A 25,034-nucleotide genomic window follows, 5' to 3' on the forward strand; every position below is an offset into this window, starting at 1 on the left:
TCACTCGGGCGCAGGACACCAGTCCTGGATGACGACCTCGGCGTCCGAGAACTCGTCCTGAAGCGCGCCCTTGAGGTCCTTGGCCATGCTTCCCTTACGCACCATCAGTTTCACCGAGGCCGGCAGTGCTTCCGGGCGCGCATTGTCCACCAGGTCGGGTTGGTCGGCGAACGTCTCCTTGAAGCGCTTGTAGGCCTGCTGCCGCGTTTCCTCACGCACGCTGTCGAACCGCTCGTCGTCGCGAAGCTGTGCGGCGGCCTCGCGCATCGCCGAGTCGGGGTCCGGCCCGCCGAAGGAGATGATCACACCGCGAACGCACCTGTCGTACTCCGCCGGACTCAGCGCGTGGAACCCCGGCGGGTACACGTTCTTGACCTGGCCGGCCCAGATCAACGCGCCAGCACCAACTCCCACACCGACGCCGACCACGACCAGCACGGCCACCAACCACCACGGCGGCCGCGGTCGAATCCTCGCGCTCATCGCCGGCCGTGCATCGCCGGCCCCCGGCATTCCGCCCGGCGACAACGAACCCGGCTCCGCCGACGTGCCTGACCACACCGAGCGTGGCTCCTCGCCCGTCGGGGTCGGCACGTTGCCGGCCTCCGGTGTGTGCGGCCCTGGCGTCGGTTCTTCTTCGGACTGGTAGTGGTTCACCGCGCCAGTCTGGCAGCGCCCGGTGTCCGGACCTCGGCCTTTTGCTTGGAGCGACAATGATTTGTCCAGTCCGCAAACGCCTCACCGGCCGCGGTCCATCGCTGGAAACGGTGCCCTGGAACACACAGAGCGCCGGGGCGGCTGTGGACCTGCCCCGGCGCTCTGAGTTCGCCGGACGCGCGAGGAACGATCTACGACCGCTCTCGGGTGTCGCGTTTCTGGGACCTCGGCTTGGTTTCCCCCGGTTTCGCGGAGGTATGGGAGGCAGACCCCTCCACGAAACTGGCGGTCACCGGCCAGTTTTCGCCGTCGGCGGCGTGGCCGCCTGGTCCCTGTCGGCCGCGACGCGGGAGACCTTCTCCTCAGCGAGCGTCCGGCATGCTGCCCGTCCCGGTAGGCCACTGATAGGTGCGGGAGCAGCGCCTGTTCCGGGACGGGTTGGTGCGGTGGTACCGCGGATCGCGGATGTTCACCGCCGAATTGCCGGATGGGTGCGGTTTCCGGCAAATGGTCTTTCGAGGGTTGGGACCTCGACCGCGGACCGTCAGTCCGCGGTGACCAGCCGACCGCCGCGAACGGAGGTCGACTCACTGGCGATGGCGTCCATCAGCGCGTCCTGCACGAGGTTCGGCGTCGGCATCTGCCAACCGCAGACCTCGGGACGGACACGCCAGTGCACGACACCGTGCTCGACGGGCGTCGGTGGGAGCGGCACCCAGCTACCTGCCTGATGCAGCACCACGTCGCCGTGCTCGACGAGTGGACTGGCGAGCTTCTGTCCGGACCGGACGAGGAACGTCCAGCGGTCGTCCGGCGTCGCGAGGATCGGCACCGGCAGTCCCACCGCGCGCAGAACGCGTGCGGCGCCACGGCCCAGGTGACCGGGAACCTCGATGGCGTCGAGCACCACGCCGGTGGCGAGCAGCAGGCTGTACGGCCGGCCGGTCCACCATGTGGCGACCTGCTCCGGCTTCGTGCCGATCCGCTCCTGCCAGTCAGCGTGCACCGGCACCGGGCCGGTGTCCTCAACGCCGTCGCGGCCCGCCCACTGCGGGCCCGCCGGATAGGTACCTGGAAGCACCGGCCACCCGCGCCAGGCAAGGCCGATGGCCTGTGCCCGAAGTTCGACGCGGAAGGCTCTGCGCCAGCTATCCGACGAATCCATGTCCAACATGTCGAGCTCTTGCCTCCTAGTTCTTCGGGCACCCTGTGCGGCGGGGGCCCTACGCATTAATTAACTGCAATGTGTCCACCTGCCGGAACTCGCAGTCGACAACTGGTCGTCCACGAACGGTGAAGAGAACGTCGGGTAACGGCGGACTGAACCCCCCGCCTGCGGTCAACGGCGGTCCAGACCATTGACGGTCCATCTGCCGTGCCATTCACCGTTCGTGGACAACCGCTGAACTTGGCTCAGCGGTCCAGTTCGACCGGTCCCGCACGGGCCCTCGCCCCCGCCGGGCGGAAGCCGGGCGGCACACCGGATGCCGTCGCGACCACCTCCACCAGGGCATCCCAGCCCGACAGCCGGCACGACCGCAGCTGGACGCCCATCCGTCCGGTCACCCACCGCGCCTCGTCGCAGGCACGCCGCTCACCAGCGACAGCCCTGCTCGCGGCCGCGAGCGCGGCGAGGTCGGCGGCGCTCTCCGCCCTGTGCCGGGCGACCACGGCCGAGCCGAACCAGAGCAGCCAGACCGACACGACGGTCATCGCCGCGACGGCGCCAGCCGCCCAGACGGTCACCAAGCCACGATCTGCAAACCGCTCATCGCAACTTAGTAACGGCGAGCGGTCGAACGGCCCCAACCCACCGCCGGTCCGGCGACCCGGCCAGGCGACGCCCCACGACCAGCGGCGGCCGACCACCCCCGAGCCCGCGAACGGCAGCCGGCCGCGGTTGGTCGCGCCGCTCACCGACGCCCACCAGCCGCTCGCCCGAATGAGTGACAGCCAACGCCAACCTTTCCGAGAACTCACGCGTCGGTATCGCTCACCACGAGCCCGGCTGCCTCGTCGGGCGCGGCCACCGTCGCGGCCACCTGGTTTCCGGTGGCGGCCCACGGTCCGGCTCATCCGCCCGGCTCCCGGACGGCGAAGGCCACGGCGTGCAACTCGACACCGGGGACCACGTCGCCGGGCGGGGACGCACGAACGTCGACCTGGATGTGCTCACCCTCGACGTCGACCTGGATCGACGCGCCGGCCGGCGCTATCCGCGACGCCGCGTCCTTGGCCTGGTCGATCTCGCCGCGAGCGGTCAGCCGTGCCGCCTCCCGCGCCGCGTCGACACAGCGGACCTGGTCCAGCACGGCCATCAGGCCGTACATCATCAGGCCGAGGACCACGACGAACGCCGACAACGCGATGGCCGTCTCCACCGTGACCGCGCCGCGGTCGCCCGGCGGCCGCCGTTTTCGGCGGTGATGGCTGGACATGCGACGTCACCCGCCGGAGTGGACCGCGCGTTGAACCAGTGCGGCAAGCGCTGCCTTGACCGGGTCACTCGTGACGACCATGAGGAACATGGCCGCGAACGACGCGAGCGCGACCATGATGATCCCGGCCTCGGTGGTCGAGCCCGTGTCGTCAAGGAAGACCTCGCGGGACAGGTTGAACATGGTTTCTTCCCTTCTCTTCGTTTCTTTGGAGCTCACAGGGCGATCTGCCGTGCCAGACCGGCGATGACCGGCACGAGACCGAGGCAGACGAACGCGGGCAGGAAGCACAGTCCGAGCGGTGCGGTGATCAGCACGCTCGCGCGCTGAGCCTTTGCCTCCGCCGCGTCGACGACGTTCGCCCGGACGTCCGCCGCCAACTCGGCGGCGAGCTCGGCCAGCGCCGTGCCCGACTGGGCCGCACGACGCGCACCTCTCGCGAGTGCCGCTGTGTCCGGGCAGCTGGTCGCCGGGGCCCACGCCGCGTCCGGTGCGGCGCCCAGCGCGAGCAGGTCCGCGGACTCCTTCAGCGCTCGGGACGCCTCGGCCGGCAGCTCACCGGCCACCGCCGTGACCGCCGTCGGCACTGGCAAGCCGGCACGCAGGCAGGCGGAGAGCAGGTCCCAGGCCGCGGCGACGGTCATGGGGTCGGCGCGGGGCGGTCGCCGCGCACGGCGGAGGAACCACCACACCGCCGCGGCGGCCATGGCTCCCGCGACCGCACCGCCCGGTCCACCGACCACCACGGCCGTGAGCACACCGGCCACGGCGGCGAACAGCCGTGCGGGTGGTGTGCCGCTCGGTCTTCGACCGGCGAGGCGACGCCGGAGACGCGTGCCGGGTGCTGGCCGGCCGTTCAGCCCGGCGAGACGGAGGCGTGGCGTCCCCGCCCCGGACCACAGCGGGACGGCCGCGGCCAGCAGCACGAGCGCGATGCTGAGGTTCATCCGGCCACCACCTGGTTCGTGATGCGAGCCGACCACGCGACGCCGACGCACAGCAGGCCCACGCCCAGCACCAGTAGGCACTGTCCGAGGACGGTGCCGGTGAGGACCGCCAACGGGTCCGCCCCGACGGACACGCCGAGGGCGATACCGACCAGCGGTAGCACCGACAGGGCCATCGCGCTCGATCTCGGTCCCGTCATCCTGGCGAGGACCTGACGTGTGAAACGGGCTCGTTGCTCCAGGTCGCGGCGTACGGCGTCGAGCACGTCGGCCAGCGGGAGGCCGTGGCGGTGTGCCAGCTGCCAGGCACGCACGACCCGTCGGAGCGTGGTGGCCAGTGCCGTGGTTCCAGCGGTGTCGACGACGGCCGTCATGTCCCCGTCCAGCCGAGCAGCCGCGGCGATGGCACGCATGGTGGCGGCCGTCTGTGGATGGACGTCCTCGGCGGCCAGCTCCGCGGCAGTGGCCGGATGCGCGCCGGCGCGCAGGCCGGCCACGAGTGCACGCACTGCCTCGGCGAGACCGTCGACCGCCGCCAGCGACTGCCTGCTCTCGGCGCGGGCACGGAGTTGCCGGCGGGCCGTTGCCGCCAGCAGCGCCGCCGCTGTCGCACCGCCTGGTCCGGCAACCAGCCAGCCGGTGACGACCGCGGCGAACATCGCCGTAACCGCACTCGGACGTGTTGTCCGCAAGCGCTTGCGGGCCTGGTGACCAGCGATGGTACGGAGTCGGGCCGTGGCACGGGTGTCTGGCCAGCAGAGTAGGCCGAGGCTGGTCAGGAGGAGGCTCACCATGGTGCCGTCACCCCGCGCTCGGCGAGGAGGGCCTTGAGACGGATGCGGTCGTGGACGACCTTGACGGTGTCGCCGTCCCGGTCGAACACACCGACGTCGGTCAGGCGACGGGAGCCGTCCCGCTCGCGGCGCATGTGGAGGACCACGTGGAACGCGGCGGACAGTTGGCTGTGCAGTGCCGCCCTGGGTAGGCCGCCGAGGGCGGCCAGTGCCTCCATGCGGGCCGGCACCTCGGCCGGCGAGTTGGCATGGACCGTGCCCGCACCGCCGTCGTGGCCGGTGTTGAGCGCGGTGAGGAGTTGGCAGACCTCGGCACCGCGGACCTCGCCGACGACGAGCCGGTCCGGCCGCATGCGCAGCCCTTCGCGGACGAGGTCGGCCAGGGTGACCTCACCGGCGCCCTCGACGTTCGGGGGGCGGGCTATGAGCCGGACGAACTGCGGGTGGTTCGGGGACAGTTCGGCCGCGTCCTCCACGCTCACGATGCGTTCGTCCGGGGAGACCTCGCCGAGAAGTGCGTTGAGGAGTGAGGTCTTGCCGGCGCCGGTGCCCCCGGTGACGACGAATGCCATGCGGGCCTTGACGATGGCGCGCAGGGTGTGGTGGACGGTGTCGTCGAACGTGCCGAGTGCGCGGAGTGAGTCGAGATCGTGGCCGGCCGGGCGGAGCACCCGCAGGGAGATGCAGGTGCCCGCCGCGGCGATGGGTGGGAGGACGGCGTGGAGCCGTACTCGGCCGGGAAGCCAGGCGTCGACGAACGGTTGGGCGTCGTCGAGACGGCGGCCGCAGGCCAGTGCGAGCCGCTGCGCGAGGCGGCGGACGGCGTCCTCGTTGGGAAACGTGACATCCGTGCGCCGGAGACCGCCGTCGCCGTCGCACCAGACCTGGTCCGGGGCGGTGACGAGGACGTCGGTGGTGCCGGGGGTGCGGAGCAGTGGCTCCAGCGGACCGGCACCGACGAACTCCTGCGTCATCCGGTCGGTGGCGATGAGGATGTCGTCATGGCCGGCGATACCGCTTTCTTCGCGAACGGCACGGGCCACCTCGGCGCGGGTGACAGCGGTCCCGCTCGTGGCGAGCCGGCTGCGCACGCGCTCGACAAGCTCAGGGGTGCTCACTTGTGCTCCTTTGTTTCTTGCTGCGCCGTGTTGTTGGTGGCCGGTGTTGTTGGTGGCCGGCGCCGTACTCCGTCGGGGGCTGGTTGAGGGATGCACGGCGCCGGCCGTCCCCACCGTGCGAGTGGTCGGTGGGGAGTTCTGGGGTTTTGGCCTGGGTCGGGGGGCGTGGCGTCCTGGTCCAGGCGGTGTCGCGAGTCGACGGGCGGGTTGGGACGGTTGCGGCGGGCGCGCTGCTGGGCGCGCCGGCAGATGCAACGAGGACGGGCCGGCGGGACTTGCTGCCCGGCACCGGACCGCGGACTGTGTGTACTCGGTCCGACGCCTGCCGCCCTGCCGCGGCGGGAGTGCTCTTGCGCTGCGGCACGGGACGTCTTGGTTGGTCGTCGGATCGAGTGGCTGGTTGGAATGCTCGATCCGACGACCGGGTGTCCTCGGCGCGCGGGAGAGGGTGCGGGCGCGAGGACGATTGGGGAAGTCGCGCGAGTGGCGCGTGCTCCTCGAAACGAGGTTCGCGGTCGCCTGACGGGTTTGTTTGGCTGAGAGCAAGAGCCAGGGTGTTGAGGAACAGGGATCTGTTCGCCGCGCTGGTCGTGGTCGCGGCAGAGCATTCGGCCCGGACGTCCTGGGGGCTGCGGCTGCTCGTGAATGGTTGCCGTCGGAGCGCCGAACCGTGGAGTTGGGCGAGAGGAATCGATCCGGGGCGATGGTGGTCATGAGGCTGTCCTCAGCGTGTGGCCTCGGTGGGTCCTCGAGGAGACCGTCGCCAGCTCGTTCAGGGTTGTCTTTGCGGCGTGGGTCAGTGGGCCCCTCGGCCTTGGGTGGAACATGCCGCGTTCCAAGGACTGGGCCAGTTGGGGTTCTGGGCGCATCGTTGCCAGCAGCGGGATGCCGGCCGAGGCCGCGATCTCGTCAGCGCGTAGGCCGCCCGGGGACGGGCCTCGTACTACGAGTTGGGGACTGGCGCCTCGGTCCGACAGTTCTCTCGCGAGTTGTTTGGCCGTCACCGCCGCTCGGACCTCTGCCGGGGTCACGATCACCGCCAGATCCGCGCGGTCTATCGCTGACCATGCCGCCGCTTCCAGTTGTCTTGGCAGGTCGCAGATCACCACCTCACCGGCGCGGCGGCCCGCTTCGATGACGGCCGCCACCGCGTCCGGGGCGGGGCCTTCGCCCTTTCGTGCGCCGGACAACAGGGTCAGCTGGGCGTCGCCGCTTCTTCTTGCTGGTAGTGACATGTGTAGGGACGACGCGGCCACCCTGCCCGCGCTCAGCTGCATGTCGGGCCAGCGCATGCCCTTCTCTTCCTCCGCGCCCAGCACCAGGTCCAGGCCGCCGCCCTTCGGGTCGCAGTCGATCAGGAGGGTGTTGTCGCCTGCCTTCAGGGCGGTCAGGCCTACTGCCACGGCGAACACCGACGCGCCCGCGCCGCCTCTCGCGCCCAGCACTGTCAGGACCTTGCCCGCGTTGCTTGCCGGTCCCTCCATCGCGTCGGCCAGTGCGTTCACCAGCCAGGGCTCGGCGCCGGGCAGGGTCACCACCCGTTCGGCGCCGATCTCCATGGACTGTTTCCACAGCTCCGGCGGTTCTGGATCGGTTGCCACCACGACGATCGCGCCTCTGGGCGGCATGGACTCGGCCATGCACTCGGCCACGCCCTTCTGGTCCAGCAGGACCAACGGGGCCGTGGACCAGCGTTGTCGTGCGGCGGTGACGTCAGGGACGCGTTCCAGCTCGCAGGCCGCGGCTACGGCGAGCTTCAGCAGGTCGTCCAGCAGCGACTCGTCCGCCACGAAGGCCATCGGCCGGTTCGCGTTCACCACATGCCCCCTGGGGTCCAGCGCCGGGCGGGGTGCCTGGCGTCTGGTCACACCATCGACCGGGCGCGGCGAGTGGACAACGCGTCAAGATCCACATGTGGACAAGTGGTGCGGTTGTGGATAACTCCGGACGGCGCGGCGGAAAGGCGGCGCGGAGACGAGAGAAAAAAGGGACGACCCCCGCCAGGGGGGAGGGACGGGGGTCGTCAGAGGTTCAGCCCCGGGGGGTCGGACTGAACCGGTCCGGCTTGACGCCGGATGGCACCACTGTATCCCGTTACGTCCTACTCTTGGTTGCAAGTTGCTCGAAGTGACGCAACAAGGCGACCCCAACGCGCCCTACCTGCGCGAAATCCCCGACAAGGAGTTCGTCACTCCTATGCTGGGCCGGGTGAGCGACCGCAACGGCCTCCGCGCCGCCGCCTTCTTCGATCTGGACAAAACGGTCATCGCCAAGTCCAGCACACTGGCCTTCAGCCGGCCGTTCTTCCGCAATGGTCTGATCAACCGGCGGGCCGTGCTCAAGGGCGCCTACGCCCAGTTCGTGTTCGCCGCCTCCGGCGCCGACGCCGACCAGGTCGAGCGGATCCGCGCCCACCTCACCGCACTGTGCACGGGCTGGGACGTCCAGCAGGTTCGGGCCATCGTCGACGAGACGCTGCACGACATCGTCGACCCGCTCGTCTACGCCGAGGCCGCCGAACTGGTGGCGGAGCACGACAAGGAGAACCGGGACGTCATCATCGTCTCGGCGTCCGGGGCGGAGATCGTCAAGCCCATCTCCGACATGATCGGCGCGACGCACAGCCTCGGCACGCGCATGGTCGAGGCGAACGGCAAGTACACCGGAGAGATCGAGTTCTACTGCTACGGCGACAACAAGGCCACCGCGATGAAGGAGCTCGCCGCGGCCAACGGCTACGACCTCGCCGCCAGCTATGCCTACTCCGACTCCATCACGGATCTGCCGATGCTGGAGGCCGTCGGCCACCCGACCGTCGTCAATCCGGACCGGGGACTGCGGACGTTGGCGGCCGAGCGCGGATGGCCGGTCCTCGAGTTCACCAAGCCGGTGTCGCTGCGCTCCCGCTTCCAGCCGTCCGGCACGGCCGTCGCCGTAACCGCCATCGGTCTCGGGGCCATTGCCACCGCCGGAGCCACCTGGTACGGCATCCAACGGTTACGGAAACGTTGAAACATTTCAAGGAATTGTCGGTCGGACAATTCGTATACCGAGCAGATCACAGTACGCTCACGATGGGTTGCCATCAACCACCGATGGAGTCTGTAACGGTGCACCCATCTGTGGTCTTGAAGTGACCTTGACCACTGGGTACAAAGGAGATGCGGACTTCCAGCCGGCCAGGGGCCAGTCGAAGAGAAGCCTGGTCCACCCCGATGGAGCTCCGTGCACGAGCACCGGGCACCCACGCGCAGCAAGCCGCGGGAGGCATGTCGTCAAGGACTGCGTACCGGGACGCCGGACGCCGAGGCCAGGTAGGTACGACACCGTTGCACGCTTGGTAACCCGAAGTGCTCGTGCGGCCGATTGGGCGGCCCCAACTCGCTGTAACAGGCGAGCAGGGGCCGCCCAGTTCCATTCTGGGGGCAGTTCCTACTGGCAAAGTCACGGTTCGCGCCTCTGTCGGTGCGGCGGGTTAGGTTAGTCCGAACACCTGCTTGTCCACGAGGCGATCTCGTGGGTAACTTACGAGTGCTGCTAGCTCTCGGTTAAGAGGTTACGGATTGTCCCGCTTGGCCGGCCAAGGAGGCCGCTGTGTCTCTGTCCAGATCGTCCGCCCGTCGTTCCCTGTCCGCCGCGGTCGCGGTGGTCGCGACCGCCGCCGTGGTTAGCGGCGTCCATCCGGCTACGGCGGTGGCCGGCACGGCGACCCCCAAGGTCAACCCCGACACGGCGTACGAGGCCCTCGCGAAGACCGAGATGCGCGGCATGTCGCTCGACCAGAAGATCGCCCAGCTGTTCGTGGTCTCCGTGTGGGGCAAGAGCGCCAACGAGGTCAACCCCACCAACCAGACGAACTACGGCGTCGACACCCCCGCCCAGGTGGTCCAGAAGTACGGCGTCGGCGGGGTCATCTACTTCAACAACAGCGGCACCGACAACGTGGACAACCCGGCCCAGGTGGGGGCGCTGTCCAACGGCCTGCAGCGAGCCGCGACCGGCTCGAACACGCGCATCCCGCTGATAATCGCCATCGACCAGGAGGGTGGCAACGTCACCCGGCTGGAGTCGCCGGCCACCGAGTTCCCGGCGAACATGGCCATCGGCGCGGGTCGCAGCTCGCAGGACGCCAGGACCCTGGCCACGATCAACGGCAACGAGCTGCGGGCCATGGGCATCAACCAGAACTTCGCGCCGGTCGCGGACGTCAACTCCAACCCGGACAACCCGGTCATCGGCGCGCGCTCGTTCTCCTCGCACCCCGACCTCACCGGCCAGCTCGTCAGGGCCGAGATCCAGGGTTACCAGAAGGGCGGCCGTCCGAACGAGACGGTCTCCTCGTCGGCCAAGCACTTCCCCGGCCACGGCGACGCGGCGACCGACAGCCACACCTCGCTGCCGATCATCAACCGCTCCGAGGCCGAGTGGCGGACCACCGACCTCCCGCCGTTCAAGGCCGCGATCGCCGCCGGCATCGACTCGATCATGACCGCGCACATCGAGATGCCCAGCCTCGACTCGTCCGGGGTGCCGGCCACGCTGTCCAGGCACATCATGACCGACCTGCTGCGCAACGAGCTGAAGTTCCGGGGCGTGATCGTCACGGACTCGCTCGGCATGGGCGGCGCCAACGTCTTCCCGGAGGCGGAGATCCCGGTGATGGCGCTGGAGGCGGGCGTCGACCAGCTCCTCATGCCGCCGCACCTGCAGGTCGCGCTCGACTCCGTCAAGTCGGCCGTGCACAGCGGGCGGCTGACCGAGCGGCGCATCGACCAGAGCGTGATACGAATCCTCGCGCTCAAGATCAAGCGCGCCATCATCGTCGCGCCGTTCTGCGACGAGGGCAGGCTTTCCCAGCGGGTCGGCACGCCGAACCACCTCGCGACCGTCCAGCAGGTCAGCGACCGCACCACGACGGTGCTGCGCAACAACGCCGGACTCCTGCCGTTCCGCGGCAACCCGGGCAAGGTGCTGGTCACGGGCGTCGGCGACACGGTGGTCACGGCCCGCAGCCCGCAGTGGCTCGCGGACAGCCTCAACCGGCGCGGCGCGACGGCCACCGCGTTGCCCACCGGCACGAACCCCAGCGCGGCGACGATCAGCGGCGCGGTCGCGGCGGCCAACACGTCCGACGTGGTCGTCGTGCTGACAAACAACCTCAAGGACCGGGTCAACCAGCGGAACCTGGTGAACTCACTGCTCGCCACGGGCAAGCCGGTCATCGCGGTCGCCTCGCAGATCCCGTACGACGCCGGCTACGTCGACGCGCCGACCTGGCTCGCCACGTACAGCTGGCGCGCGGTGTCCATGGAGTCACTGGCCAAGGTCCTGTTCGGCGAGGTCTCGCCGGCCGGCCGGCTGCCGGTGGACGTCCCGGTCGGCGGCACGTCGACCATCCTGTATCCCTTCGACACGGGGTTGACCTGGTGAGCGACGACCGCCGCGGCATGGACCGCCGCAACTTCCTGATGGCCTCGGCGATGGCCGCCCCGTTCGTCACGGCGGGCGCCGCCGCCGCGGAGACACGCGGCGGGGACGGTCACCACGGGGGCGGCACGACCCCGGGCGCCGACCAGCTGGCCGCGGCCGGGTGGGCCAGGTTCAAGGGCCGCAAGGTCGGCGTCCTGACCAACCCGACCGGCGTGCTGCGCGACCAGACGCACATCGTCGACTCGATGGTGGCGGCCGGAGTGAAGCCGACCGCGGTGTTCGGGCCCGAGCACGGGTTCCGCGGCACGGCGCAGGCGGGCGGCTCCGAGGGCAACTACCTCGACCCCCGCTCGCAGGTGCCGGTGTACGACACCTACACCCTGACCGCGGCGCGGATCGCCGACCAGTTCACCAAGGCAGGCATCGACCTGCTGGTGTTCGACATCGCGGACGCCGGCGCGCGCTTCTACACCTACATCTGGTCGCTGTACAACGCCATGCACGCCGCGGTGCTGACCGGCATCGACGTCGCGGTGCTCGACCGGCCCAACCCGGTCGGCGGCAAGCCGTACGGGCCCGTGCTGGACCCGGCCTTCTCCTCCGGGGTGGGGCGCAAGCCGATCGCGCAGCAGCACGGCATGACCATGGGCGAGCTGGCCAGGCTGTACAACGGCGAGTACCTGCCGGCGGAAGCCGGCGGGAAGGTGCGGAACCTCGAGGTGGTCAAGGTCAGGGGCTGGCGCCGCGACGACCTGTTCTCCGACACCGGGCTCGAGTGGGTCATGCCGAGCCCGAACGTGCCGACCCCGCAGACCGCGCTCGTCTACCCGGGTCTGTGCCTGTTCGAGGGGACGGTCCTGTCCGAGGGCCGCGGCACCACCCGGCCGTTCGAGATCATCGGTGCACCAGGGATGGACTGGCGCTGGGCCGAGGCGCTCAACCAGGCGAAACTCCCCGGCGTGCGGTTCCGCGAGGCGTACTTCGTGCCGACGTTCAACAAGTGGGTCAACCAGACGTGCGGCGGCGTGCAGGTGCACATCACCGACGAGCGCCGGTTCCAGCCGATACGCACCGCGGTCACGATGCTCGTCACCGCCAAGCAAGTTCACCCGGACGTGTTCGCCTGGCGGTCGGACAACTACATCGACAAGCTCTCCGGCTCGGCCCGGTTACGCACGATGGTGGACGCCGGCGCGAGCGTCGACGAGGTGACCGGCGCGTGGCGGGCCGAGTTGGGCGCCTTCGCGAAGCTGCGGGAGAAGTACCTGATCTACCGGTGAAGAGGGGGCCATGTCCAGAGTCGTGCGGGTCGCGGTGTTGGCGTCGGTGCTGGTCATGACCGCCGGGGCGAGTTTGAGCGCGGCCGAGCCGCACGGCTCGGACCGCGGCCGGTTCGACCAGCCACAGACCGGGTACATGCGAGCCGTCCTGCGGGACGGCTCGCCGGAGTCCGCCGGTCTCGACCGGGCGCCCATCGACGCGGCGCTCGGCAAGATCGACGGGTGGACCACCCAGAACTACAACCCGGCGCTGAACGTGCCGCTGTACTCGGGCGCGGTGACGCTGCTCGCGCATGACGGCGTCGTGGTCAGCCGGCACACGGCCGGGTTCGCCGTCCGGTACGCCGACGCCGCCGGCACGGAGCTGCCCGAGGACCAGAAGGTCCCGATGCGGAACGACACGATCTTCGACATGGCTTCGGTGTCGAAGCTGTTCACCTCGATCACGGTGATGCAGCTGGTCGAGGAGGGCAAGGTCGACACGAGCAAGCCGGTGGCGACGTACCTGCCCGAGTTCGGGGTGAACGGCAAGGAGTCGATCACCGTCGCGCAGCTGCTCACGCACACCTCGGGGCTGGTGTCGTGGATCCCGCTGTGGTCGGCGTACCCGGACGTCCCGTCGCGGATCAAGGCCGTGATGGATCTCGCGCCGCACAACCCGCCCGGCACGGTCTACGAGTACTCCGACCTGAACCTGATCACGCTCGGCGTGCTCGTCGAACACCTGACCGGCAAGACGCTCGACAAGGTGGTCGCCGAGCGCATCACCAGGCCCCTCGGCATGGTCGACACGGGCTACAACCCGCCGGCGTCGAAGCTGGGCCGGATCGCGGCCACCGAGTACGAGGCGGCGCCGCCACGCGGGATGGTCCGCGGCTCGGTGCACGACGAGAACGCCTGGTCGCTCGGCGGGGTCGCGGGGCACGCCGGCGTGTTCTCGACCGCCGGCGACATGGCCATCCTCGCCCAGACGGTCCTGAACGGCGGCACCTACCGGGGACACCGCATCCTGCGGCCGGAGACGGTCACCGCGATGCTGACCAACCACAACGCGAGCTTCCCCGGCCAGGACCACGGGTTCGGGTTCGAGCTGAACCAGCTGTGGTACATGGGCGGCCTGGCCGGGCCGCGCACGGCCGGGCACACCGGCTTCACGGGCACGGACGTCGTCATCGACCCGGCGTCCCGGTCGTTCGCGATCCTGCTGACCAACCGCGTGCACCCGACCCGGAACCGGGGATCGATCAACATCGCTCGCGAGACGCTGTCCAGCGGGCTGGCCAAGGCACTCGCGGTCAGACCAGTGCGTGGCAGGGACTCGTGGTACTCAGGGATCGGCGACGCCTCCTCAGCGTCGCTGACGTCCGTTCAGGTTCACCCATCCGGACCCGTTCGGGTGAACTTCAGCGTCTTTGTGGACACAGAGCGCACCGATCGGCTGGTATTCGAGGTAACCACCGACGGAGTGAGTTGGGCGGAAGTGCCGCTGTCGGTCCGGGGCCGCGACGCACCGGACGAAGCGGTCAATTCGCTCGCCGGCAACGGACACCGGGCATGGTGGCGAGTCGAGGCTCGGCTACCTTATGCAGCGGAGATCACGCTGCGCTGGCGGTTCGTTACCGACGCCCGCTACACCGGGCGTGGAGTGAACCTGGACGAGATAGTGGTCACGGAACGTGGTCGGACGCTCCTCAACGGTGAGAAAGAACCTTACAAACTGCATCCAGAAGGCTGGCAGCGTAGATCACGATGAGGGTGAAGTTCGGACAGGAGCGCTAACAAGGTGTGGTACATCGTCGATTCCGATGTTGCACCCAACATAACCGCATCCTGAAGTTTTGCCCGGACTTGGGTAGCGTTGTCCACAGATGACGCCTGCCACCTTGTCGTTTTATATGCCTGTTAGTAAGTTTCCCACGTGAGCGCGAGTGCCATGACCACACAACACACTGAGTCAAGTCCGCTGGTCCGAATCCGGTCTTTGCTGCCCGGTCTGGCCCGCGCCGAACAGCGAGTCGCGAAGGTTGTCCTCGACAGCCCGTCGACCGTCGCGCGCCGCAGCATCACCGAGGTGGCCGAGGCGGCGGGTACCAGCGAGACGACCGTCACCCGGTTCTGCAAGGCCATCGGCGTCGGCGGTTACCCCGAGCTGCGCATCGCCCTGGCCGCGGACACCGCCCGATCAGAGGCACGCGCCGAGCGTGACCTCGGCGGCGAGATCTCCCCTGACGACGACATCGCGACCGTCGTCGGCAAGGTGACCTTCGCCGACGCGCGTGCGGTCGAGGAGACCGCCGCGCAGCTCGACACCGAGGTGCTGGAGAAGGTCGTCGAGGCGCTGGCGTCGGCCGGCCGGGTCGACGTCTACGGCGTCGGGGCCAGCGCGTTCGTCGCCGCCGACCTGCAGCAGAAGCTGCACCGCATCGGCCGGGTGTGCTTCGCGTGGAGCGACACCCACATCATGCTGACCTCCGCCGCCGTGCTCGGCCGCGGCGACGTGGCGGTCGGCATCTCCCACACGGGCGCGACGGCCGACACCGTCGAGGCCCTGCGTGAGGCGAGGAGGGCCGGGGCCACCACGGTCGCCCTGACCAACTTCCCCACCGCCCCCATCAGCGAGGTCTCCGACCTCGTGCTGACCACGGCGGCACGGGAGACGACGTTCCGGTCCGGCGCCACGGCAAGCCGGATCGCGCAGCTGACCGTCGTCGACTGCCTGTTCATCGGGATCGCCCAGCGCCATCTGGCCGACACGATGAAGGCCCTCGACGACACCAGGGACGCGGTGGGCTCGCACCGTCTCGAGACCCGCCACGACGGTCGCCGCAAGGCGCGGGAGACCGGTAAATGATGGTTGGGGGAGGCCGCTGATGACTGTGCCGCGCCAGGCCGTACACGTCGACTCGCCGACAGAACGGCGTAATCCGCGCACGACGGACCTGGACCAGCTGTCGACGCTCGACCTCCTGCGAGCCATCAACGCCGAGGACCGCCTCGTGCCGGACGCGGTGGCCGCCGCGCTGCCGTCGATCGCCGCGGCGGTCGACTTCGCCGTCGAGGCGCTGCGGGGCGGGGGCCGCGTGCACTACGTGGGCGCCGGCACGTCCGGCCGCCTGGCCACCGTGGACAGGGCCGAGCTGGCGCCGACGTACAACGCGCCGGCCGAGTGGTTCGTCGTGCACCACGCGGGCGGCTCCCTCGCGCTGCAGAGCGCGGTCGAGGACGCCGAGGACAACGACGAGGCAGGCGCCGCGGAGCTCGCGGCGTCCGCCTCGCCCGGTGACTTCGTGCTGGGCCTGACCGCGTCGGGGCGGACGCCGTACGTGCTCGGCGCACTGCGCGCCGCGCGGGAGCGGGGGGCGCGGACGGGGCTCGCGTTCTCCAACCCGCATGCCACTGGCCTGCTTGACATCGATGTCCTGATCGAGGTCGACACAGGACCGGAGGTCGTGGCCGGCTCGACCCGCATGAAGGCGGGGACGGCGCAGAAGCTGGTGCTGACCGCGTTCTCGACCGCGGTGATGGTGAAGCTAGGCCGGACCTACTCGAACCTGATGGTCAGCATGCGGGCGACGAACGCGAAGCTTCGCGGGCGGACGCTGCGCATCCTCCGCGAGGCGACGGGACTGTCGCAGCAGGAGTGCGCGCACGCGCTGGACGACGCGCACGGAGATCTGAAGGTGGCGCTCGTGCACCTGCTGTCGGGTGCGGACGCTCCGACGGCCGCCGCGGCCCTCGCCGCCAACGATGGGCATGTCCGCCAGGCGCTCACCACGTTGGCCGCCGCCGCCATGTGACCCGGTTCGTCCCGCCGATCTCCGCCTTTGCCATGGGCAAAGAAAAAGGTGGGCCGAGACGCTAGGGTTTCTCGGCCCACCCGGGGAGGGGGATCCCGTTCGGCGAGGAAGGGGGGAACTCGCCGGTCTCCAGGGTGGGCGACGCCGCCAGTGGCGTGCTGGACTCCGGCTGGAGCCTCAGGCGGGAAGGGCCGCCTCGGCGATGCTCGTCGCCTCACTGGCGCCCGCCTCGATGGCCTCGCAGCTGAACAGCAGCCACTCGGCCATCCCGTCCGGGCCGCCCTTCTTGAACGCCGCCAGCGCCTCTCGGTAGCGCTCTGACCTGCGCAGGTAGAACACCTCGGGCACGCTGAGGCCCTTCGGGTCCAGGCCCGTCGAGATCATCGTGATGCGGGCCGCCGCGCGGGCGACCACGCCGTTCGCCGACACGAACGGCGACAGCGCCAGCAACTCGCCGTGCACTATCGCCATCAGGACCGGGCCCGGCGCCGACGTCCCGCCCGCGACTATGTCGGCCAGGATGTCCAGGCGGCGGGACACCGCGCGTACGCCACGTGGTCTGCCCAGGGAGTCGTCGTCGGCCAGGTCCGCCGCCGCGAGCACATGGAGTCTGGCCAGCGCCTGCATCGGGGCGCGCTGCCAGACCGGCAGCAGCGGGCCGATCGACTCGCCTATCCGCAGTGCGCCCGCCAGGTGCGGCTCGGCCACCTCGCCGGTCGCGGGGATCTCGGCGTCGCCGCCGTCCAGTGCGGCCGACGCGCGGGCGGCCCGGACCGATGCCTCGGCCGCGGTCGCCGGCCAGCCGCGCCGGTTCGCCGGATGGCCGTGGACGGCGTCGACCGCCTCGCGTGCGGCGGCCACCGCCTCTTCGACGCCGGGGAGCTCGAGCAGTGGCGCCAGGGGGTCTGTCACGAAAGCGGACCATACCGGGTGACATCCGTCCGTGAAGCGCCAGTCATTGGTCCAGACCTCTGTACTTGCTGTCCCCGGGCGTGATAGAGCACTACGGTCATGGCAGAAGACGCCCGTACTGGGTCGAGGAGGATCCGCATCATGACCGAGCAGTCCGGCCAGGGCCAGACGCTGGACAACCTGCTCACCGAGAGCAGGACGTTCCCACCGAGCGACGAGTTCGCGCGGCAGGCCAACGCGAAGGCCGAACTGTACGAGCAGGCTGATGCCGACCGCGAGGCGTTCTGGGCGGAGCAGGCCGGCCAGCTGAGCTGGGACACCCCGTGGGACCAGATCCTCGACTGGACCAACCCGCCGTTCGCGAAGTGGTTCGTCGGCGGGAAGCTCAACGTCGCCTACAACTGTGTCGACCGTCACGTCGAGGCCGGCAACGGCGACCGGGTCGCGATCCACTGGGAGGGCGAGCCGGGCGACGGCCGCACGATCACCTACGCCGAGCTGCAGCGCGAGGTCTCCAAGACCGCGAACGCCCTGCTCTCGCTTGGCCTCAAGACCGGCGACCGGGTCGCGATCTACCTGCCGATGCTGCCCGAGGCGATCTTCTCGATGCTCGCGTGCGCACGTCTCGGCCTGACCCACAGCGTCGTGTTCGGCGGGTTCTCCGCCGAGGCCCTGCGCTCCCGGATCGACGACGCGCAGGCCAAGCTCGTGATCACCTCGGACGGCCAGTACCGGCGCGGCAAGCCCGCGCCACTGAAGGCCGCCGTGGACGAGGCCGTCGCGCAGACGCCGTCGATCGAGCACGTGCTGGTCGTCAGGCGCACGGACACCGACGTCGAGTGGACCGACGGCCGCGACCTGTGGTGGCACGACGTCGTGGACGACCAGTCCGACCGGCACACCCCGGAGGCCTTCGACGCCGAGCACCCGCTCTACATCCTGTACACCTCGGGCACCACGGGTAAGCCGAAGGGCATCCTGCACACCTCCGGCGGCTACCTGACCCAGGCCGCGTACACGCACCGGAACGTCTTCGACGTGAAGCCGGAGAGTGACGTCTACTGGTGCACCGCCGACATCGGCTGGGTGACCGGCCACAGCTACATCGTCTACGGACCGTTGGCGAACGGCGTGACCGAGGTGGTCTACGAGGGCACGCCCAACACCCCGCACGAGGGCCGGCACTGGGAGATCGTCCAGAAGTACGGCGTGACCGTGTACTACACGGCGCCGACGCTGATCCGGACGTTCATGAAGTGGGGCGCGGACATCCCGGCCAAGTTCGACCTGTCGTCGCTGCGGGTGCTCGGCTCGGTCGGCGAGCCGATCAACCCCGAGGCCTGGATCTGGTACCGCGAGACCATCGGCGGCAGCAGCACGCCGGTGGTCGACACGTGGTGGCAGACGGAGACCGGCGCGATCATGATCTCCCCGCTGCCCGGCGTGACGGCCGCGAAGCCGGGCTCCGCGCAGCGTGCGCTCCCGGGCATCTCGGCGAAGGTCGTCGACGACCAGGGCAACGAGGTCGCCGCGCTCGGTGGCGGGTACCTGGTCCTCGACAAGCCGTGGCCGTCGATGCTGCGCGGCATCTGGGGCGACGAGGAGCGGTACAAGGAGACGTACTGGTCGCGCTTCGCCGACCAGGGCTTCTACTTCGCCGGCGATGGCGCGAAGTACGACAAGGACGGCGACATCTGGCTGCTCGGCCGGGTCGACGACGTGATGAACGTGTCCGGCCACCGCATCTCGACCACCGAGGTCGAGTCGGCGCTGGTGTCGCACCCGACGGTCGCGGAGGCGGCGGTCGTCGGCGCGACGGACGAGACCACCGGCCAGGGCATCGTCGCGTTCGTGATCCTGCGTGGCGGCGTGGCCGAGGACGAGGCCAGGGGCGAGGCGGCCATCAAGGCCCTGCGTGACCACGTCGCGAAGGAGATCGGCCCGATCGCCAAGCCGCGGCAGATCATGGTCGTGCCGGAGCTGCCGAAGACCCGGTCCGGCAAGATCATGCGCCGCCTGCTGCGTGACGTGGCGGAGAACCGCGAGATCGGCGACGTGACCACGCTGGCCGACTCGTCGGTGATGGACCTGATCTCCTCCGGCCTGAAGGGCTCCGGCTCAGAGGAGTAACGCCCGGTACCGCTCGACGAGGCGCCGCACGGGGACCGTCAGGTCCCCCGTCAGTGCCTCGTCGAGCGTCAGCCACCGCGGGTTGACGCCCTCCTCGTTCAGCCGTACCCGGGCCGCCGGGTCGAAGTCGGTCAGGTAGGCGTGCCAGCGGTGGGCGTCGGAGCCGCGCCGGCACGAGTCGCCGGGGACGTCCTCGGTCACGATGTGCCGGACGCCGGGCGCCCGCCAGCCGGCCTCCTCGTTCAGCTCACGCAGCGCGGCCCGCTCGGGTGGCTCCCCCGCGTCGACGTGGCCCGCCGGCACGGTCAGCGCGGCAACCGGGAACATCGTCCGCTCGAAGAACAGGAACCGGTCGCCGTCGCGCACGAACACGCCCGCGGTCTCGTGCCAGTACTCGCCGTCGTCCGCGACCCACCAGGTCACCGCCGGGTCGATGATGATCCGCCGCTCGTGGCGGCGGCCGCAGGTGCGGCAGTCGAAGTACTCCCTGCCGTTCGCCGCCACCTTCTCGACCGTCTCGGCCTGGCAGCCGGCGCAGTACTCGTGCCAACCGTCGGGCAGCGGGAAGCGCAGCTTCATGGGGACGAACACTAAGGGCTGCTGGCTGCTGGCAGACGCGGTTCAATACGCGGGTGTCTGTATCCCACCCTGGTGAGCCCCACCAAGCGAGTCTCGGGCAGCGGTTGAACTGGTTGCGTGCCGGCGTGCTCGGCGCGAACGACGGCATCGTCTCCGTCGCGGGTGTGGCGGTGGGCGTGGCAGGCGCCACCCCCGACCGGGCCGCGATCGTCGTCGCCGGGGTCGCGGCGCTGGTCGCCGGGGCGCTGTCCATGGCCGGGGGCGAGTACGTCTCCGTCTCCACACAGCGGGACACCGAGCAGGCCGCCCTCCGGCTGGAGAAGTACGAGCTGGAGACGATGCCGGAGGCGGAGGAGAAGGAACTCGCCGGGATCTACGAGGAGAAGGGCCTCTCCCCCGGGCTGGCGGCCGAGGTCGCGCACGAGCTGACCCAGAACGACGCGCTCGAGGCACACGCCGAGGCGGAGCTGGGCATCGACCCGGACCAGCTCACCAGTCCGTGGCACGCGGCATGGGCCTCGCTCGCCGCGTTCGTCGTCGGCGCGCTGCTGCCGCTGCTGGCCATCGCCCTGCCGGGGGTCAGCGTGCGCGTCTGGTCGTGCGCGGCGGCCGTCCTGGTCGGACTGGTGCTCACCGGGGTGGTCAGCGCGCGGCTCGGCAACGCGGACGTCCGCCGGGCGGTCACCCGCAACGTGGGGGTCGGCGCGCTGACGATGCTGGTCACGTACCTCGTCGGCGTGCTGTTCGGGGTCACCACCGGTTAGGATTCCGTGCGGTGTGCCGGGAAGTCTGGTCGGCGGAGAGGAGATCCGTTGACCGACTTCGGCCGCTACCTCCGGATGGAGACCGTCGGTGGGTCGATCCTGCTCGCGGCCACCGCGGTGGCCCTGCTCGCCGCGAACGGCCCGTGGGCGGAGGCCTACCAGACACTGCGGGACACCCGGCTCGCCCCGCACGTCCTGCACCTCGATCTCACGGTCGGTGACTGGGCCAAGGACGGGCTCCTCGCCCTGTTCTTCTTCGTCGCGGGGCTGGAGCTCAAGCGCGAGCTGGTCGTCGGCGAGCTGTCCAGCCTCAGGAGCGCCCTGCTCCCGGTGATCGCGGCACTCGGCGGCATGGTCGTGCCCGCCCTGCTCGCGACGGCCGTCGGCTGGGGCGACCCGCGCATGGCACAGGCGTGGGCGGTCCCGGTGGCCACGGACATCGCGTTCGCGCTCGGGGTGCTCGCGCTGGTCGCGTCCGGGCTGCCGGGCGGCGCCCGGGTGTTCCTGCTGAGCCTCGCGGTCGTGGACGACCTCGGCGCGATCCTGCTGATCGCGATCCTCTTCACCGGCTCGTTCAACCTGCTCGCGGCGGCCACCGCGGTCGCGCTGCTCGGGCTGTACGCCCTGCTCCAGGACCGGCGCGTCCGCACGCCCTGGCTGTACGTGCCCGTCGCCGTGGCCACCTGGGTGGCCGTGCACGCGTCGGGGGTGCACGCCACGGTCGCGGGCGTCGCGCTCGCCCTGCTGACCCGCGTGCGGGCCGACCCCGGCGAGGGTGAGTCGCCGTGCGTGCGCCTGGAGCACCGGCTGCAGCCGTGGTCCGCCGGGCTCGCCGTGCCGGTGTTCGCGCTGTTCGCGGCCGGCATCCCGATCAACGCGGGCGTGTTCGGCGACCTGTTCACCGACCGGCTCGCGCTGGCGATCATGGTCGGGCTGGTGGTCGGCAAGCTCGTCGGCATCACGGGGTCCGCGCTGCTCGCGGTCCGGATCGGCGCGGCCCGCCTGCCGGCCGACGTCACGCCGAAGGACCTGGTCGCGGTCGCGATGCTCGGCGGGGTGGGGTTCACGGTGAGCCTGCTGATCGCCGACCTCTCGCTCGACGGGCCGGACATGGCGCTCGCGAAGGGGGCGGTGCTCGTCTCGTCACTGGTCGCCTCGCTGCTCGCCGCCGTGCTCCTGGTGCGCCGGTCGAAGGCCCGTCCGGCGGGTTGACCCCGCCCGGCCAGCTTCTTTGACACGCACATGGCACGATGTCGCGGTGACCAGTGCGCGCGAGAACAGCCACGGAAACGGCGCGGAACTGCCGAGGGTTCCGTCGATCCCGCTCTCGGACGACGCGAGCGCGGCGGCCGACCAGTCGATCGGCGGGCTGGTCAGGGACGCGACCACGCACCTGTCGACCCTGGTCAGGGGCGAGCTGGAGCTGGCCAGGACCGAGATCGCGGGCGAGGTCAAGAAGGGCCTCACCGGCAGCGTCTCCCTGATCGTCGCGCTCGTCGTGTTCCTGCTGGCACTGCCGTTCGCGTTCGTCGCGCTCGCGCTGGGCCTCAACGACACGTTCGACTGGGAGAACCACCCCTGGGTGGGCTTCCTCATCACCTTCGGGCTGTTCATCCTCGTGGTCGGGCTGCTCGTGTGGCGCGGCATCCGCAAGTTGAAGCGGATCCGCGCGCCGCAACGCACGATCGACTCGGCCAAGAGCACCGTTGCCGCGCTCCGCCACCGGGGCGACGACGAGCCCGGCCGGCTCGAACGCCCCTGAACGGCACGACCCTGACCACCATCGTGCGCCCCGACCCGTCGACCGTCCGGCTCGACGGCCCCTGGGTGCACCGTGACGTCCACGCGAACGGCATCCGCCTGCACGTCGCCGAGTCCGGTGAGGGTCCGCTGGTCCTGCTCCTGCACGGCTTCACCGGCTTCTGGTGGACGTGGCGCCACCAGCTCGGCGCGCTGGCCGACGCCGGCTACCGCACGGTCGCCGTCGACCTGCGCGGCTACGGCGACTCCGACAAGCCACCCCGCGGCTACGACGCCTGGACCCTCGCCGGCGACATCGGCGGGCTCATCAAGGCGCTCGGCGAGTCCCGCGCGCACCTGGTCGGCCACGGGCGGGGCGGCATGCTGGCGTGGACCGTCGCCGCGTTCCACCCGCGACTGGTCAGCTCGGTGACCAGCATCGGCGGCGCGCACCCGATGGCACTGCGCCGGGAGATCTTCCGGACCGCCTTGCGCGGCAAGGCGAACAACCAGGCCCGCGCGCTCGGGTACGTCTTCCGCGCGCAGGCGCCCGTCGCGCCGGAACGCTGGCTCACCCGCGACGGCGCGGCGACGGTCGAGACGTTCATGCGACACCGCTCCGGTCCGGAGTGGACGGAGACGGCGGACTTCGTCAACGCCGTCGCCCGGCACCGCTCCGCCATGATGGTGCGCGGCGTCGCGCACAGCGCGCTGGAGTACTACCGCTGGGTGGGCCGCGCCCAGCTTCGTGGCGAGGGCCGCCGGTTCAGCGAGGCCATGCAGCGGCGGATCACCGTGCCGGTGCTGCAGATCGCCGGGACGCTCGACCCGTGCGTGCTTCCCCGCACCCGCAAGGCGGCCGAGCGGTGGGTCACCGGGCCGGTGCGCACCCGCACGCTCGATGGCGTCGGCCACTTCCCGCAGCAGGAGGCGCCGGTCGCGACCAACCGCCTCCTCACGGAGTTCTTCGCCCGGTAGGGGACATCTCAGGGTCTTCCCCGAGTCGGCGATGTCGATCAGGCGGACATACTCGAGGCCTGGGGAAGTCCACTGGGGAAGGCTCATTCATGAAACGTGGCTCAGTGCTGCTCGCCGCCTTGTTGATCAGCGGTTTCGCGACCGCCACCACCACCGCCGCGGCCGCACCGGCTGTCGGCTGGACGCCGTGTGCGCCGGAGTCGCCGGTCGACTGCGCGACGATCACCGTGCCGATCGACTACGCACACCCGGCGACCGGCACGATCGACCTCGCCATCGCCCGCATCAGGGCGACCGGCGAGAAGGAGGGCACGCTCGTCTACATGCCCGGTGGGCCTGGCGACTCCGGCGTGAACCGGCTGCTGCGGGGGAACGTCGTGCCACCGGCCGTCGCGGCGCGGTTCGACGTCGTCAGCTACGACCCGCGCGGCACCAACCGCAGCAACCCGGTCGTCTGCGACGCGACGCTGGTCGAGAACATGCCGGAGTTCACGCCCGAGGCCGGCACGCGGCTCGCGGACGTCCAGGAGTACGCCCGCGACCTGGGCAACAGCTGCCGCCAGCACACCGGCCCGCTGGTCGACCACGTCGACAACGTCAGCGTCGCAAGGGACATCGACTCCGTCCGCGCCGCGCTCGGCGAGCGGAAGATCACCCTGTACGGCCGGTCCTACGGCACGCTCGCCGGGCAGATGTACGTCGAGAACTTCCCGCAGCGGGTTCGTGGGCTGGTGCTGGACAGCGTGTTCGACCACAGCCTCGACCCGACGCGGTTCGCCGTCACCGAGGCCAGGACCGGCGAGGACGCGTTCGGCGAGTTCGCGAAGTGGTGTGCCACCGACGCGTCCTGTGTGCTGCACGGTCAGGATGTCGGTCAGGTGTACGGGGACCTGTTCGACCGCGCGGTCCGCGGGGAGCTGCCGGTCCCGGCCTTCGGGCTGGTCCAGGGCGTGCTGAACACTCTCTACGGTCCGCGCTGGGCCGACACGGCGACCCTGCTGCAGGGCCTGTCCACCCAGGCCATGCGGGCGGCCGCGGAGCCGGAGCCGTTCCCGCTGGCCTCGTTCTGCACCGACCACCGGGTGCGCATCTCATCGCAGGGGCAGTGGGAGGCGATGTGGCGCAAGCAGAGCGCGGTCGCGCCGACCATGCGGACGCACTTCGCGTTCGCCGCGCTGACGCTGTGCTCGGCGTGGCCGGCGGAGACGCCGAACCCGCAGCACCGGACGCACGTCGACCGGTCCGCACCGCCGGTGCTGATCCTGAACTCGCTGCACGACCCGGCGACCGGCTACGAGTGGGCGTTGAGCGTCAACCGGCAGCTCGACCGCAGCGTGCTGCTGACCTACGACGGCTGGGGCCACGGCGTCACGGACCGCACCGACTGCACGAGGGCCGTCTTCACCGACTACGTGCAGAACGGCAGGACCCCGCGGCCGGGCACGCACTGCGCAGCGGCCTGAGAGCGGC

23 protein-coding genes are annotated in these 25,034 nt (G+C 70.4%); 12 read left to right on the forward strand and 11 right to left on the reverse strand.

The window, feature by feature from the left end:
• The 9 genes from VET29_RS01360 to ssd all read right to left on the reverse strand — a co-directional run bounded on the left by VET29_RS01360 (window position 1) and on the right by ssd (window position 7,822).
• Entirely contained in the window at window positions 1-657 is a 657-nt protein-coding gene (locus tag VET29_RS01360) for a permease-like cell division protein FtsX (protein WP_324913473.1), read from the reverse strand.
• A gap of 544 nt (window positions 658-1,201) precedes the next feature.
• A complete protein-coding gene (locus VET29_RS01365) occupies window positions 1,202-1,831 on the reverse strand; it encodes a bifunctional DNA primase/polymerase (RefSeq protein ID WP_324913476.1) in 630 nt (209 codons plus the stop codon).
• 239 nt (window positions 1,832-2,070) lie between these two features.
• Window positions 2,071-2,403, reverse strand: coding sequence for an Rv3654c family TadE-like protein (locus VET29_RS01370; RefSeq protein WP_324913478.1), 333 nt, complete (start codon window positions 2,401-2,403; stop codon window positions 2,071-2,073).
• A gap of 326 nt (window positions 2,404-2,729) precedes the next feature.
• Complete coding sequence (locus VET29_RS01375) at window positions 2,730-3,095, reverse strand: TadE family type IV pilus minor pilin (RefSeq protein ID WP_324913480.1); 366 nt, start codon at window positions 3,093-3,095, stop codon at window positions 2,730-2,732.
• 6 nt (window positions 3,096-3,101) lie between these two features.
• Complete coding sequence (locus tag VET29_RS01380) at window positions 3,102-3,278, reverse strand: DUF4244 domain-containing protein (RefSeq protein WP_324913482.1); 177 nt, start codon at window positions 3,276-3,278, stop codon at window positions 3,102-3,104.
• Window positions 3,279-3,310: 32 nt separating this feature from the next.
• The gene (locus VET29_RS01385) at window positions 3,311-4,042 is read right to left on the reverse strand and encodes a type II secretion system F family protein (RefSeq protein WP_324913484.1); all 732 of its coding nucleotides are present in this window, start codon (window positions 4,040-4,042) and stop codon (window positions 3,311-3,313) included.
• The gene (locus VET29_RS01390) at window positions 4,039-4,701 is read right to left on the reverse strand and encodes a type II secretion system F family protein (protein WP_324913487.1); all 663 of its coding nucleotides are present in this window, start codon (window positions 4,699-4,701) and stop codon (window positions 4,039-4,041) included. Before VET29_RS01390 ends, VET29_RS01385 begins: the two co-directional genes overlap by 4 nt.
• Window positions 4,702-4,829: 128 nt before the next feature.
• Window positions 4,830-5,954 (reverse strand): TadA family conjugal transfer-associated ATPase, encoded by a 1,125-nt coding sequence (locus tag VET29_RS01395; protein WP_324913489.1) that lies wholly within the window; start codon window positions 5,952-5,954, stop codon window positions 4,830-4,832.
• Between the two features lie 710 nt (window positions 5,955-6,664).
• Window positions 6,665-7,822: a septum site-determining protein Ssd gene (gene ssd / locus VET29_RS01400; RefSeq protein WP_324913492.1), complete on the reverse strand. Its 1,158-nt coding sequence runs from the start codon at window positions 7,820-7,822 to the stop codon at window positions 6,665-6,667.
• 328 nt (window positions 7,823-8,150) lie between these two features.
• Here ssd and VET29_RS01405 point away from each other — a divergent pair, with 328 nt between their 5' ends.
• The 6 genes from VET29_RS01405 to VET29_RS01430 all read left to right on the forward strand — a co-directional run bounded on the left by VET29_RS01405 (window position 8,151) and on the right by VET29_RS01430 (window position 16,461).
• The gene (locus VET29_RS01405) at window positions 8,151-8,966 is read left to right on the forward strand and encodes an HAD-IB family hydrolase (protein WP_324913532.1); all 816 of its coding nucleotides are present in this window, start codon (window positions 8,151-8,153) and stop codon (window positions 8,964-8,966) included.
• A gap of 588 nt (window positions 8,967-9,554) precedes the next feature.
• On the forward strand, window positions 9,555-11,384 hold the full coding sequence (locus tag VET29_RS01410) for a glycoside hydrolase family 3 protein (protein WP_324913534.1): 1,830 nt from the start codon (window positions 9,555-9,557) through the stop codon (window positions 11,382-11,384).
• Window positions 11,385-11,401: 17 nt separating this feature from the next.
• Window positions 11,402-12,664, forward strand: coding sequence for a DUF1343 domain-containing protein (locus tag VET29_RS01415; protein WP_324913536.1), 1,263 nt, complete (start codon window positions 11,402-11,404; stop codon window positions 12,662-12,664).
• A 10-nt stretch (window positions 12,665-12,674) separates the two neighbouring features.
• Window positions 12,675-14,417: a serine hydrolase domain-containing protein gene (locus tag VET29_RS01420; RefSeq protein WP_324913494.1), complete on the forward strand. Its 1,743-nt coding sequence runs from the start codon at window positions 12,675-12,677 to the stop codon at window positions 14,415-14,417.
• Between the two features lie 180 nt (window positions 14,418-14,597).
• Entirely contained in the window at window positions 14,598-15,515 is a 918-nt protein-coding gene (locus VET29_RS01425; protein WP_324913496.1) for a MurR/RpiR family transcriptional regulator, read from the forward strand.
• Window positions 15,516-15,531: 16 nt separating this feature from the next.
• On the forward strand, window positions 15,532-16,461 hold the full coding sequence (locus VET29_RS01430) for an N-acetylmuramic acid 6-phosphate etherase (RefSeq protein ID WP_324913538.1): 930 nt from the start codon (window positions 15,532-15,534) through the stop codon (window positions 16,459-16,461).
• Between the two features lie 177 nt (window positions 16,462-16,638).
• Here VET29_RS01430 and VET29_RS01435 read toward each other — a convergent pair whose 3' ends face one another.
• Window positions 16,639-17,373 carry an oxidoreductase gene (locus VET29_RS01435; RefSeq protein ID WP_324913498.1) on the reverse strand — a complete coding sequence of 245 codons (735 nt, stop codon included), beginning with the start codon at window positions 17,371-17,373 and terminating at the stop codon, window positions 16,639-16,641.
• Window positions 17,374-17,514: 141 nt separating this feature from the next.
• Between VET29_RS01435 and acs the strand changes: the two genes are divergently transcribed.
• Window positions 17,515-19,503 carry an acetate--CoA ligase gene (acs, locus tag VET29_RS01440; protein ID WP_324913500.1) on the forward strand — a complete coding sequence of 663 codons (1,989 nt, stop codon included), beginning with the start codon at window positions 17,515-17,517 and terminating at the stop codon, window positions 19,501-19,503.
• Here the strand turns inward: acs and VET29_RS01445 are convergent.
• Complete coding sequence (locus VET29_RS01445; RefSeq protein WP_324913502.1) at window positions 19,492-20,082, reverse strand: NUDIX hydrolase; 591 nt, start codon at window positions 20,080-20,082, stop codon at window positions 19,492-19,494. The genes acs and VET29_RS01445 overlap by 12 nt on opposite strands.
• Before the next feature lie 53 nt (window positions 20,083-20,135).
• Between VET29_RS01445 and VET29_RS01450 the strand changes: the two genes are divergently transcribed.
• The 5 genes from VET29_RS01450 (at window position 20,136) to VET29_RS01470 (ending at window position 25,027) form a co-directional block, all read left to right on the forward strand.
• On the forward strand, window positions 20,136-20,846 hold the full coding sequence (locus tag VET29_RS01450) for a VIT family protein (RefSeq protein WP_324913505.1): 711 nt from the start codon (window positions 20,136-20,138) through the stop codon (window positions 20,844-20,846).
• Window positions 20,847-20,921: 75 nt separating this feature from the next.
• The gene (gene nhaA, locus VET29_RS01455) at window positions 20,922-22,058 is read left to right on the forward strand and encodes a Na+/H+ antiporter NhaA (protein WP_324913540.1); all 1,137 of its coding nucleotides are present in this window, start codon (window positions 20,922-20,924) and stop codon (window positions 22,056-22,058) included.
• A gap of 46 nt (window positions 22,059-22,104) precedes the next feature.
• Window positions 22,105-22,608, forward strand: coding sequence for a phage holin family protein (locus VET29_RS01460; RefSeq protein WP_324913507.1), 504 nt, complete (start codon window positions 22,105-22,107; stop codon window positions 22,606-22,608).
• A gap of 20 nt (window positions 22,609-22,628) precedes the next feature.
• Window positions 22,629-23,564, forward strand: a complete 936-nt coding sequence (locus VET29_RS01465; RefSeq protein WP_324913542.1) for an alpha/beta hydrolase — start codon at window positions 22,629-22,631, stop codon at window positions 23,562-23,564.
• An 89-nt stretch (window positions 23,565-23,653) separates the two neighbouring features.
• Entirely contained in the window at window positions 23,654-25,027 is a 1,374-nt protein-coding gene (locus tag VET29_RS01470) for an alpha/beta hydrolase (protein WP_324913508.1), read from the forward strand.
• The last annotated feature ends 7 nt before the right edge of the window (window positions 25,028-25,034 follow it).

This window comes from Actinophytocola sp. (assembly GCF_035634895.1).
Lineage (GTDB): Bacteria > Actinomycetota > Actinomycetes > Mycobacteriales > Pseudonocardiaceae > Actinophytocola.

Coding starts and splice junctions, on each gene's coding strand:
- VET29_RS01365 (WP_324913476.1), bottom strand. CDS start 1,831: ATGTTGGACATGGATTCGTCGGATAGCTGGCGCAGAGCCTTCCGCGTC.
- VET29_RS01375 (WP_324913480.1), bottom strand. CDS start 3,095: ATGTCCAGCCATCACCGCCGAAAACGGCGGCCGCCGGGCGACCGCGGC.
- VET29_RS01380 (WP_324913482.1), bottom strand. CDS start 3,278: ATGTTCAACCTGTCCCGCGAGGTCTTCCTTGACGACACGGGCTCGACC.
- VET29_RS01385 (WP_324913484.1), bottom strand. CDS start 4,042: ATGAACCTCAGCATCGCGCTCGTGCTGCTGGCCGCGGCCGTCCCGCTG.
- VET29_RS01390 (WP_324913487.1), bottom strand. CDS start 4,701: ATGTTCGCCGCGGTCGTCACCGGCTGGCTGGTTGCCGGACCAGGCGGT.
- VET29_RS01405 (WP_324913532.1), top strand. CDS start 8,151: ATGCTGGGCCGGGTGAGCGACCGCAACGGCCTCCGCGCCGCCGCCTTC.
- VET29_RS01415 (WP_324913536.1), top strand. CDS start 11,402: ATGGACCGCCGCAACTTCCTGATGGCCTCGGCGATGGCCGCCCCGTTC.
- VET29_RS01420 (WP_324913494.1), top strand. CDS start 12,675: ATGTCCAGAGTCGTGCGGGTCGCGGTGTTGGCGTCGGTGCTGGTCATG.
- VET29_RS01425 (WP_324913496.1), top strand. CDS start 14,598: ATGACCACACAACACACTGAGTCAAGTCCGCTGGTCCGAATCCGGTCT.
- acs (WP_324913500.1), top strand. CDS start 17,515: ATGACCGAGCAGTCCGGCCAGGGCCAGACGCTGGACAACCTGCTCACC.
- VET29_RS01445 (WP_324913502.1), bottom strand. CDS start 20,082: ATGAAGCTGCGCTTCCCGCTGCCCGACGGTTGGCACGAGTACTGCGCC.
- nhaA (WP_324913540.1), top strand. CDS start 20,922: ATGGAGACCGTCGGTGGGTCGATCCTGCTCGCGGCCACCGCGGTGGCC.
- VET29_RS01470 (WP_324913508.1), top strand. CDS start 23,654: ATGAAACGTGGCTCAGTGCTGCTCGCCGCCTTGTTGATCAGCGGTTTC.